Origin of the sequence: Nostoc sp. CmiVER01 (genome assembly GCF_034531135.2) — a bacterium.
GTDB lineage: Bacteria > Cyanobacteriota > Cyanobacteriia > Cyanobacteriales > Nostocaceae > Nostoc.
This window is the reverse complement of the sequence record NZ_JAVRBU020000011.1, coordinates 64,955-77,782: the sequence shown is the minus strand read 5'-3', so window position 1 is coordinate 77,782 and position 12,828 is coordinate 64,955. Positions and strand designations below refer to the sequence as shown.

Genomic DNA, 12,828 nt, shown 5'->3' with positions numbered 1-12,828 from the left:
GGTTCTTTTATTATGGGTAATTTAGCGGACATGATATGAGAGGGTAAATTGCTCATTTTAAAAAGCAAAAAGACAGATTGCTTTCTCAATTTGTCTTTTTGCTTAAGAACCACTATATTATTAACTTAATGATTTTGGAACTTTCAGTACTTTTTTATTTATTCTTTTTTAGTTCTTCAAGTAATTGAATCACATGAGATTCAAAACCTCTATTTCGCTCTTGCACTGATTCAATCAAAGGTCGATCGAAAAGATTAATTACAAACTTGCCTAGTTGAATACCTAAAGGTTTTAAATGTCCACCTTTTACAGATTGTAGAAATTCTTGAGGTGGTTTTTTCAGAATATTATTAAACCACTCACAGGTTACTTTAGCAATGTTATCAGATTGAAAACAAACTAAACCCATTATATTAAATAAGCCACTATCCTTAATTAAGTTATGGGTCTCTTCAACAGTTGGTTTCACACCCCAACCCAGATTATCGATGAGATTCGCTAAAAACTGAGGACGAATTGCGCTCCCTGTGTCAGCAATAGCAGGTGCTAATAAAACAGAAGTCTGCCCTTTAATAAAGACACTGTTAATTTTAATTTCCCGATTTACGTAACTGTAAATTAGTTTCCGGTCTTCTACTATTTTTTGTTTAAGTTCCTCAAACAAAATGTTAATATCTGCAATAACACTTTCTATCTCTGACTCATCCGAAGTATAAGATAGCAGATTCCGAATAAACTTTTCTCTATCTTGAGGCTCTGTAGGTAAAGCAGTAAATCCTTCTAACAGGGAGATATATTTACAGCCAAGGCTATGTCCAATCCAAGAAAAGTTTTTATCATCTAGATAGGCTTCATAATCATATCCTTCAACGCTTGCCATTCTCACAAGCTCTGGCAGAATTTCATACTGCTCTCTCATGAGGAAACCAGCTTCCACATAATGATTGAAAGTGAAATTAAACGGCAAAAGAATAATTGTATATCCCTGCTCATATAGGCATTGAAGCAGATAGCGATAAAAAATCATGGGGCCAAATGTACCAAAGAAAGCCCCTGCAATAAATTGAATTACTCCTTTAGGTTGTGGATGCAGAGCAACCCAACTGTGAGAAACGGGTTTAAATCTTAGTTTTAAATTTGTATTTACCATGATTTAGCAATGAGTGCATCTCATTTTGGTAGGTGTATACTTAATCTCCAAACTAAAGTTGCTGATTTTCGGATATTTCCTTGTTTTCATAAAAACCACTACTTGCCCACTTTGTCAATGTGCAAATCTTAGTACTGTGAGTTTGATCGGCTGCGGTTTTAGCAGTATTTTGAAGATATCCGCAGAAGTCCAGTGGATTTTTTCTGCATTAGTTTAGGTAAATACTTTTTTGTAACATCAACTTTATCAGTAAATCAAGACCAGTTGGGCATTGCAGACAGCGATTTGTGGGTAATAAAGCTTGTACAATTGTCAAGGCGGTTTCCTGCCAGAATACTTCTCAGGCGTAAAATTTATCGACAGCAAAATTTTTCTACTTTGTATTTTTCCATCCTGCACTTGTGGCAAAAATGCCCCAAATTAGGCGCTTCTATCTTGCAATAGATAACTTTTACCCTTATGACTGGAGAGCAAAATCTTGGGAATAGAACTACGCAGTTTCGTATTTCTCGACAGCCTGCAACCTCAACATGCAGCATATATGGGAACAGTAGCTCAAGGCTTCTTACCATTACCAGGGGATACATCACTGTGGATTGAAATCTCTCCTGGTATCGAAATTAATAAAATTACAGATATAGCTCTGAAATCTGCCTCTGTCCGTCCGGGAGTACAGGTAGTTGAACGACTGTACGGATTGTTGGAAGTTCATTCTAGCTCCCAAGGCGAAACGCGAGCTGCTGGTCAAGCAATTTTGGCGGCACTGGGAGTCCGAAGAGAGGAATGTCTCAAACCGCGTGTTATTTCTAGCCAGATTATCCGCAACATTGATGCTTATCAAACACAACTCATTAATCGCACGCGAAGGGGCCAGCTATTACTGGCAGGGCAAACGCTGTATGTATTAGAAGTAGAACCTGCTGCTTATGCTGCCCTGGCTGCCAATGAAGCGGAGAAAGCAGCGAGGATTAACATTCTTGAAGTTCAAGCTGTAGGTAGCTTTGGACGGCTTTACTTAGGTGGACAAGAACAGGATATTCTAGCAGGTGCGGCGGGAGCATTAACGGCTATTGAAAGTGTAGCTGGTCGGGCAAATCCTCTAGGTGGTCGTCAGGAGTAAAGGAGAGAAAATGGTAAATCGAGAGCATCTAGCTTTACTCAAAGCAGGTGCAGTTACATGGATTGAATGGAGAGAAAAAAATCCTCAGATTGAACCAGACCTCAGCGCCGCAAACCTGCAAGGGGATAACTTTAGAGGCGCAAATCTCCAGGGGGTAAATTTGAGCAAGGTAGATTTGGGTAATGCTTTACTTGTGCGAGCAAATCTCAGTGGTGCTGATTTGAGTAGTGCCAACCTCTACAAAGCCTTGCTTATTGAAGCTAACTTAAGTAATGCTAACTTCAGTGTTGCTAACTTGAGTGGTGCTGTACTTAAACAGGCAGATTTGAGTCATGCTAATTTCATTGGGGCAGACTTGAGTGAGGCGAATCTTAGAGAGGCTGCGATCGCTCATGCTAATCTAATTGGAACCGACTTAAGAGGCGCTAACTTGAGAGATGCCGATTTAGGTGCAGCGAAGCTAATGCGGACTAATCTCTCTTTTGCCAACCTCATTGAAGCTAACTTAATTGCGGCTGATCTGTGCGAGGCGAGTTTGTATGAGGCGGAAGTGTTAGGGGCTTATCTTTATAAAACTGAACTATACAAAGCTAATCTAAACAAGGCTCACCTCAGTGGTGCTTACCTGTTGCAAGCTAACTTAAGTGAAGCTAACTTAAGTGAAGCTGACTTGAGTTGGACTAACCTCAGAGGCGCGAATTTAGCAGGCGCGAATCTCAGAGGTGCTAACCTCAGAGGAGCCGACATTAGGGGAGCTAACCTCAACGGTGCAAATCTTCACGAGGCAATTATGCCTGATGCTTCAAGGCACGATTAATTAGGGACTTCAGGAGGCAGGGGGAGGGAAAGTCGTAGTGAGTCCAGAATTGGATAATTTATTTTTTGGAGAAAACCCACAATTTTGTACAATTAGCCCTTAACTGAACCGTATTGATTTTGAAGTCCCCAAGAGCGTGGGGATTCAAATCCGCGACTACAGAATTTATGGTGAATTCTAACGACTGATGCCTTTATTCTGTTTCAATAAGTCTAATAATACGATCGCCTTCACCAATTCTTCTGGATCTACAGGCTTGGAAATATGCTGTTGAAATCCAGCAGCGATCGCTTGCTGATGGTCTATCTCACTAGCGTAGGCAGTTAAAGCGATCGCTGGAATTGTCCCGCCTTGCTCTGGTTGCAAACTCCTTATTTGTCGCATCAACATGTAACCATCCATTTCTGGCATTCCGATATCGCTTATGAGCAAATTTGGCTGGGATTGACTCAGTGCAGTTAAAGCTTCAATGGCTGAGGCTACAACAGTTACAGTTGCACCATATTGCTCCAGCATGAAAGGCAAAAACTCTCGCATATCTGCGTCATCATCTACCACGAGAATCTTTAAACCAGACAAGGGTAAGGACTGATCTTTCACAAGAGAGGAGTTATCTTTTGCATCCTTGATTCCTTTACTTTCATCCTGTAAGCATGGAATTTTGACGGTGAAAGTTGCTCCTTGTTCTTCACCCATGCTTTGGGCTTGAACAGTTCCCCCGTGAAGTTCTACAAGATGCCGGACGATCGCTAATCCTAAACCTAAACCGCCAAATTTTCGAGTTGTGGCACTATCTGCTTGACGGAAATAATCAAAGACATAAGGTAAGAACTCAGGGGCAATCCCTTTCCCTGTGTCAGTGACGCAGATTTCTACCTGTGAGCCAATTTGCTCTAATTTAATTTTTACTTGTCCCCCAGTGGGAGTAAACTTGATGGCATTAGAAAGGATATTCCAAAAAACTTGTTGCAATCGATTGGCATCGCCTAAAACTGACCCTAGACTAGGCTCAATAATTGTCTGAATCTCGATGGACTTGGCCTGTGCTGATAAACGCACTGTCTCGATCGCAGCTTCAATGACTGATACCAAATTAATGCGGTAGAAGTTGAGGTTAAGTTTACCCTGAAGGATGCGGGAGACATCAAGTAAATCTTCAATCAATTGGGTTTGTAACTTGGTGTTGCGCTCAATAGTTTCGAGGGCGCGATCGCTTGTTGCTTGATCAAGTTTGCGGGTTCGCATCAGTTTTGTCCAACCCAGAATTGGGTTAAGCGGGGTTCTCAATTCATGGGACAGCACAGCGAGAAATTCATCTTTGATGCGGTTTGCTGATTCAGCAGCGCTTCGTGCGGTTAGTTCGGCTTCGTAAAGATGGGCACGAGCGATCGCTTGGGCGCATTGTTGAGCAATGGCCAAGAGAAACGCTTGATCTTCTCCACTCAGTTGTTGAGGCTGGGCAAATCCCAAAGTTATACCGCCAACTGCCCAACCTTCTACCATCAATGGAATAGAAATCCAGGCTTCAAAGTCATATTTTGAGTAAGCTTCAGTTAAATTAGGGTAACGAGCGATCCGATTTTTTGTTGATTCAGCCCAAATAGGTTGCCCAGTCCGCACAGCTTCTGCTAAGGGAGAGGGTAAATCAATGGAAAAATGCCGCCAAGTGTCTACCAAATCCTGGTTATAGCCAACCGCACGCACAATTTCTAGTTCAGTTTTACTTTCATTCACCAAGGCGACAAGGGCAGAACTGGCTCCCAAGGCAGCCATACTCTGGTCTACAATGACTTCAGATACTTGGGCTGGTGTTAGCGATTCTGAAAGAGCAGCCGTAATGGATTGAAGACGGGCAATGCGCTCTAATGCTCGTTCTGCTGTTTTTTGTGCTTGCTGCGCTTCTTGGTAAAGGCGAGCATTATCAATGGCGATCGCAGCTCGATGGGCAACATCTTCAGCTAACGACAAGTCAGCTGTGCTGTAACGACGTTCTGATTCAGCAGTCACAAAGGAAATTGCCCCAAAAATTCTTTCGCGTGCCATCAAGGGCAAGATAATACATGATTTTAAGCCAAGTTCACGCAGAATCCGCAGATGTTCTGGATCTTGGATAGCTTCTGCTAGCGCTGCATCTGAAATTTCAGCTACCATTTCTACAAGTCCAGTACGCAGCACTTTAGGCACACCTCCAGGTGCATCCAACTTTCTAGGATAACGCTGATAAACTTCCCAACCAAGTTTCACTTTTTCTGGATCTCGGTGAGCAACTGCTACCCGATTAATTGATTGATTGTCTTGCAGCAGATCGACACTGCACCAATCAGCGAAGTAAGGCACAGCCAGATTTGCCACACTTGCTAGTGTGCTTTCATAATCGAGGGAAGAGGCTAGGGTTGCACTGATTTGAGCTAAGAATGTTGCCCGTTGCTGATCGGCTTGTGCTTCTTGTCGCGCGGTTTGCTCTTGAATCAGTTGGATACGTTCAGCTTCAGATTGTTTGTGATCTGTAATATCAAGCACAACCCCACTCATGTGTGTTGCTTTACCTGCTTCGTTGAAAAAAGCTTTTCCTCGGGAGGTTAGGTAGCGAATACTGCTGTCATCTCGAATAATTCGATATTCTAAATCATGCTCTACACCTTGGTTAATCGCTCGGCTCAACGATTGAGCCAGCAATCCCCGATCATCTGGATGGAGACGAGCTAAAATTGCTTCAGAAGTGGCAACAAAGGTTTCAGGTGTTAAGCCAAATAGTTGATAAATCTGCTCATCCCAATCAAAGCGATCGTTGGCAATATCCCAACTCCAAACACCGATTTGGGCAGATTCCAACGCTAGATTGAGTTTTTCTTGACTATTTTCTAGACCTTGATAAAGACGGGCATTTTCTAGAGAAATAGCAATTTGAACTGTCAATATTTCCAGTACAGAAAGCTTGTCTTGTGTAAAGGCACTGGAAATAAGATTATTTTCTAAATATAAAATACCAATTAATTTTGACTGAAGCGTAATCGGTAAACAAAGTACAGATTTAGGTTGCTTTCGGATTATATACTCGTCTTTGGAAAACAGATTTTCCTCAATAGCATTTTGCAAAATCACTATTTCTTGAGTTCGCTGAACATAATTCAATATTGATTGCGGAATAACCTGTGAAATTTCGCCATCTAATACAGGTTGAAAAACATTAAGCTTTTCTGCCTGGAGATTAAAGTTAGCTTCTACTTCGATTACCAAATTTTGCTCGTATTCAAGCAATAAATAACCAATTTCTGCTCCTGCTTGCTCAAGAACAATCTGCATTAAAGTCTTCAACAACCGCGAAAACACAATTTCACTAGATATGGTTTGAGACGCTTTAACGATGGATAAAAAGTCTAGCTGTTCAACTGTGCTGAAAAACGTTCCGTTAGAGATAAACTGTTGTTGTGGCAATAGATGAGGATAGGATTCTTCGAGGTGTTTAACTTTAGCAGATGCTTCCCAGCGTAAATAAGCATTTTTAGCTTCTTGTAAGTAGGTTTTGGCAATTAATTCAAACTTCCGTTCTACATAAAATTTAGCACTTAACTCATTAGCTAAAGCTTCATATTGCACAAATCCTTGCTCACGGGCTGAAGCAATTGATTGCTCATACAAGCGCATTGCTTCCAAGTCTCGATTTTCAATTCGAGCTATTTCAGCAGCTACTAATTGAGACTTGTGTAAGAAGTTTGCAGGGCAATGATTAGCCCAGTATTGCAATTGCTGCTGATATAATTCTAGGGATTGTAAAAACTGTTTCTGCTCTTGAGAAGATACTGTTGGATAAAGAGCCGTCAGAGTCAGTGAGTAATATAAAATGTAATCGGTTTCAATGAGTGATGCTAGTGTTTTAACTGGCAATTTAGACAATTTTAAGGCAGAATTAAATGCCTCTGTATATTCTCCATAGGTAAAAAATATAATTAATTTAATAATATGATAAAAAATAATCCCACTCACAAAACCTGCATCTGTAATAATAGACAAAGCAGATACTTCATCAAATTCATCATTACTTAGAGTCAGATTATGGTGAGTTAGTCCGCGCAGATTCATCAGTAGCATCTGCTGTAGTTTGATTGCCTGATAGACAGTCTCATGTTTAGACTGGCGGGCGAATACAGTATATTTTTCTAGAGATTTGTATGTTTCTGCAAGTGGAAAACCTAACTGGATAATTTGCCATGAGCTTTGATAACCATTGTAGTTAGCCATCGTCACATCACCAGCTTCCACACAGCCGATAAATCCCCGCTCTAAAAATGAAATATCGGTAAAAAGATGGTTACGCCAAACGTTAATATGACTTCCATGAATGTGCAGAACAACTCCTCTAAGTTTCAAGTCATGCAACTTTTCATTTAATTGAATTGTCATTTCAGAAAATGCGTAACCTGTAGGAATATTATGGAAGATGGAAACCAACAACATGGCATACATGCTATAGGCAAAACAGGAATCTTCTGTATTCCCAAACTTGAGTGAGTAGTTAACTGCTTTAAGTACGACTAAGGGAAAGAGATCGGGTCTACTGAGATAAGTAGGTGCGCCCAAGGTTGTCAACAGACCAATGACTGTTTTAATATTTGGATCTTGAATTAATATAGAATTAATTAAATCAGAGATTTGTCTATTACCAAGGTTGGTTACTACCTGGTCTTTTTCAATTGCGATCGCAGCCTTCGCTTCCTCATTGGTATCAGGAAATGTCACCCCAAAAAGTTTTAAAGCTTCTAGCCCCAATGTCAGCGCCTCTTCATACCTCCCCGCAACTTGATAGAGTTTAATTTGCAGCATATAAATATTAGATTTATCTACATAAGATGCTGCTTTCATGAATAGTAATTCAAATAATTCTTCTGCTTGTATTAAATTTCCTGTTAAAAATTCACACTCAGCTAGCTCTCTGAATATCGTAAATGTTTGTTCATATTGTTCAATCCAGGCATTTTCAGCTAAAAGATTCATGGCAATGCTAAAAAACTTTTTAGCTGGTGTGTAAGCTGTGGAAGCTTTTGCCTTCTTAGCAGCAATTAAATTCAAGCGTAGCAATTCATCTTTTTCTGTCTGCTCAATAATTAAATCCACTGCGAAGTTGAGTTGATTGACCAAATCAAATATTTGCTCGTTCATTTGTTCAGGACTAGCATTTTTTAGCAAAAGCCGCCCAATTTTCAAGTGAACTGCCGACTTTGATTCATCAGCAATTAAGGAGTATGCAGCTTGCTGAACTCGGTCATGATAGAAACGATAGTTTTTCTGGGCAGTTTCATCTGACTCTACGGGGATAATTAATCCTCTTAAAATTGTATCAACAAGCACATTCGCTGTTTCTTCAATAGATTGTTCACCAACGATCGCTAAAACTTCTAAATCAAAACGATTACCAATACAAGAGGCTAACTTAAGCACCTGTTGAGTTGCGGCTGGCAGTTTTTGCATCTGCCCAATCATTAAGCTAACAATATTATCTGTAATCCCTTGGGCTTCAATCTCACTTAAATTCCATTGCCAAATACGATGTTTTTGGTCAAAAATTAGAAGATTTTCTTGATGCAGTGTTTTCATAAACTCATTAACAAAAAAAGGATTACCATCAGTTTTTTGGATAATCAATTGAGCAAGAGGTTCTACTTGTTCTACTGAACTATGCAAGGTATCAGCAATCAACTGATTTACATAAACAAGATTTAAAGGGGTAAGCACAATTTCAGTTATTCTTGCTTCATACTGGTAAATTTTCTCCATCATCAAACTAAAGGGATGCATAACATCTACTTCGTTATCTCGAAAAGCCAAAATGAAGCAGAGATATTGAATACTAGACCCAGTAATGACGGTTTGAATTAAATTTAAAGTAGCGCTGTCTGCCCACTGCATATCATCTAAAAAAACAGTGAGTGGATGCTCTTTTTGAGCAAAGATGCTGATAAAATTCTGAAATACCAAATTAAATCGGTTTTGAGATTCGGCAGGCCCCAACTCTAGTATAGGAGGCTGTTCTCCAACGATTAATTCAACTTCTGGAATCACATCTGTGATTAGTCTACCATTGTTCCCTAATGCTGCTTGTATTCGCTTTTTCCAAATGAGAAGTTGAGCTTCGGACTGCGTTAAAATTTGTCTAACAAGTGTTTGAAAAGCTTGAACAATAGTAGAGTAAGGAATATCTCGTTTGTACTGATCAAACTTACCAGAGATAAAAACTCCGCGTTCTCGCACAATAGGCTTGTGAATCTCTTTTACTAAAGAAGATTTACCAACCCCAGCATAACCAGAAACTAAAACGAGTTCTGGTTTACTTTGACTAACAACTCGTTCAAATGCTTGTAAAAGTTTGCTAATCTCTGGTTCTCGCCCATACAATTTTTGAGGAATTTGAAACCGCTCTGAGATATCTTGCTCACCCAAAACAAAGGATTGAATTTCTCCCGTCGTCTCTAATTGCTTTAAGCACCGTTCCAGATCAAATTGCAAACTTAAAGCGCTCTGATACCTCTGTTCTGCAACCTTCGACAGCAATTTGCTGATAATATCACAGAGGATTTGGGGAATATTAGAATTTAACTTTTTCGGGGATGGCGGAGATTTGGCAATATGACAATGTACCCACTCTAAGGGATCTTTGCCTTTAAATGCTAGCTGATTTGTCAGCATTTCATAAAAGGTGATTCCTAGAGAATACAAATCGCTGCGATGGTCAATTCCTCGATTCATCCGCCCGGTTTGCTCAGGTGACAAATATGGTAAACTGCCTTCAATTTGACTGGAACTGCTAACCATTTGCTGCTGATATGGAATGAAGGTAGCAATTCCAAAATCGGCAATTTTAACCTGATTGGTTTCCAGATTAATTAAAATATTTTGTGGCTTAATATCCTTATGGACAATATGATGAGTGTGAATTTGTGCAAGTTTACTAGTGATTTCAATAGCAATTTTCAAAAACGAAACAGGCTGTTGAAATTGGCCTAGTAACTGATCAAGCGATCGCGCCTGAAAATCCTCCATAATTAAATAAGGGATTCCTTGATGCATCTCTAAGGCGTAAACTTTAACTACGGCTGCGGTGTTTAACCTTTGTGCGATCGCATACTCATGTTTGATCTGTTCAATGTTATTGGGCGTACACTGTTCTGGACGTAGCCCTTTGATAATTACTGGACAATTATCTCTAAGCCTAATTCCACGGTATATGACTGCTTTTACCCCTGCTTTTAACAAAGTGACAATTTGAAATCCGGGTAATGCAATCATCATGCCAAATACTCCAGCCGTGCTTCTTCAAATATAGTTCGAGCTTAATGTATTTTAGATACATTTCCTTGGGCAGATGAAATTTAGATGATATTAAGTTTGGATAATTTACGTTCTGCTAACTTCCAAAGGAAAAATAAGCTAAAATTCAAGCAGAGTAAGCATTTCCCGCTCATAAACTCCCCATGCTTGATAACCTGCAAACCCAAGTTTACCAACTAGAACAATTTGCCAACAGCCTCGTTTCTAACCAACTGACACACCTTAGCGTGGTGAGTGCTGCTATTATCTTTGCTGCTGGCTTGCTTACCAGTCTTACACCCTGTATGCTTTCTATGCTGCCAATTACTATTGGTTACATCGGCGGTTATGAAGCTAAAAGCCGCCTCCAAGCAGCTGCCCAATCAACTTGGTTTGCTTTAGGATTAGCAACTACCTTGGCAGGACTAGGTATTATAGCAGCTTTTGTCGGAAAAGTCTACGGTCAAGTGGGAATTGGTTTGCCGATTATCGTCAGCATTATCGCCATTCTCATGGGGCTAAACTTATTAGAAGCACTACCTCTACAATTTCCATCCTTGGGCGAAACGAATTGGATTTCGCCAGATTTACCAGCAGGATTGCGTTCTTATTTGCTGGGGCTGACTTTCGGCTTAGTCGCATCCCCTTGTAGCACACCTGTTTTAGCTAGTTTGTTGGGTTGGATTGCCAATACACAAGACTTAATTTTAGGGGCTGTTTTGCTACTTTCTTACACAGCCGGTTATGTAGCACCATTGATTTTGGCGGGTACTTTTACAGCTTCAATTAAAAAGTTACTAGAATTGCGTCGCTGGTCTGGTTGGATTAACCCAGTTAGCGGGGCGCTGTTGGTAGGATTCGGTGTATTTTCTTTAATTTCTCGGATTCCCCTTGGCAGTTTTTAATATCAATACATTTGTTAGATTTTACACATAATGACTTTAGAAGATTCAGCGTCGAAAGAATTAAAATGGTGGGCAGTACCTGGGCAGTTCTTACGGCAAGAGCTTTTACCTGTACTGACAAATTTACGACTAGCGATCGCACTACTGCTATTGATTGCAATCTTTAGCTCCACTGGTACTGTAATTGAACAAGGTCAGTCACCCGCATTTTACCAGGCTAACTACCCAGAACATCCAGCTTTATTTGGTTTCTTAACTTGGAAGGTAATTCAGGTAGTTGGGTTAGACCATGTATATCGTACTTGGTGGTTTTTAGCATTACTCATCTTATTTGGCACTAGCTTAACTGCTTGTTCATTTACTCGACAGTTACCAGCCTTAAAAGCTGCCCAACGCTGGAAATATTACGACGAACCACGGCAATTTAAAAAGTTAGCTTTAAGTGCAGAACTAGATACTGGTTCCTTGGATTCTCTCAGTCAAATATTACAGAAACGCCGCTATAAAATTTTTCCAGATCAAGAAAAAGAAAATCTCCTATACGCCCGTAAAGGAATAGTCGGACGCATCGGCCCAATTATTGTTCATATTGGCATCGTCGCTATTCTGATCGGGGGAATTTGGGGGGCGATGACTGGGTTTTTGGCTCAGGAAATGGTTGCTAGTGGTGATACATTTCAAGTGACAAATATTGTCGATGCTGGCCCTTTAGCAGCACCAATCCCGAAAGATTGGTCTGTGCGAGTTAATCGTTTTTGGATTGACTACACACCATCTGGCGGCATCGATCAATTTTATTCGGATATGTCTGTCTTGAATAAGCAGGGGGAGGAAATTGACCACAAAAAGATTTTTGTCAACGAGCCTCTGCGCTATCATGGCATCACTTTCTACCAAACTGATTGGGGAATTGCAGGTGTTCGCGTCCAATTTAACAATAGCCCGGTTTTTCAGCTACCAATGGCGCTATTGAATACCAATGGCCAAGGACGCATTTGGGGAACGTGGGTTCCTACAAAACCGGATTTGAGTGAGGGTGTCTCTTTGCTAGCCAAAGACTTGCAAGGGATGGTACTAATTTATGATCCCGCAGGCAAACTCGTTGATACTGTTCGCGCTGGGATGTCCACTCAAGTTAATGGCGTGAAACTGAAAATTCTGGATATTATTGGCAGCACTGGCTTACAAATTAAAGCCGATCCAGGTATACCAATTGTTTACTCAGGGTTTGGTTTACTAATGCTGGGTGTAGTAATGAGTTACTTTTCTCATTCGCAAATATGGGCATTGCAAAAAGGCGATCGCTTGTATGTGGGTGGGAAAACTAATCGCGCCCAAGTTGCTTTTGAACAAGAGGTTTTGGAGATTTTAGATCGGCTAAGTTCACAGCCAAAAGGTGAAGAGAAAGAGGCGGCGATTGAAATTTAAACGCAGAAGGGCGCAAAGGAAATCGCAGAGGAACGCAGAGGATTACTTTGCGTTCCTTTGCGTTAGCCCCTGCGCCCCTTTACGTTTCAAAATTTCTACAAATTGG

General features: G+C 40.6%; 6 protein-coding genes. 4 read left to right on the top strand and 2 right to left on the bottom strand.

Going from position 1 to position 12,828, the window contains the following annotated elements; translation table 11 throughout:
- Positions 1-154: 154 nt before the first annotated feature.
- The gene (locus RMZ43_RS19905) at positions 155-1,150 is read right to left on the bottom strand and encodes a DUF1350 family protein (protein ID WP_322655343.1); all 996 of its coding nucleotides are present in this window, start codon (positions 1,148-1,150) and stop codon (positions 155-157) included.
- 478 nt (positions 1,151-1,628) lie between these two features.
- Between RMZ43_RS19905 and RMZ43_RS19900 the strand changes: the two genes are divergently transcribed.
- Entirely contained in the window at positions 1,629-2,270 is a 642-nt protein-coding gene (locus RMZ43_RS19900; RefSeq protein WP_109009033.1) for a hypothetical protein, read from the top strand.
- A gap of 10 nt (positions 2,271-2,280) precedes the next feature.
- On the top strand, positions 2,281-3,087 hold the full coding sequence (locus tag RMZ43_RS19895) for a pentapeptide repeat-containing protein (RefSeq protein WP_322655342.1): 807 nt from the start codon (positions 2,281-2,283) through the stop codon (positions 3,085-3,087).
- Positions 3,088-3,264: 177 nt separating this feature from the next.
- On the opposite strand, the gene RMZ43_RS19890 is transcribed toward RMZ43_RS19895, so the two are convergent.
- The gene (locus RMZ43_RS19890) at positions 3,265-10,371 is read right to left on the bottom strand and encodes an AAA family ATPase (RefSeq protein WP_322655341.1); all 7,107 of its coding nucleotides are present in this window, start codon (positions 10,369-10,371) and stop codon (positions 3,265-3,267) included.
- A gap of 182 nt (positions 10,372-10,553) precedes the next feature.
- Here RMZ43_RS19890 and RMZ43_RS19885 point away from each other — a divergent pair, with 182 nt between their 5' ends.
- Entirely contained in the window at positions 10,554-11,294 is a 741-nt protein-coding gene (locus RMZ43_RS19885; RefSeq protein ID WP_322655340.1) for a cytochrome c biogenesis protein CcdA, read from the top strand.
- A gap of 30 nt (positions 11,295-11,324) precedes the next feature.
- A complete protein-coding gene (locus RMZ43_RS19880) occupies positions 11,325-12,722 on the top strand; it encodes a cytochrome c biogenesis protein (protein ID WP_322655339.1) in 1,398 nt (465 codons plus the stop codon).
- Positions 12,723-12,828: the final 106 nt, after the last annotated feature.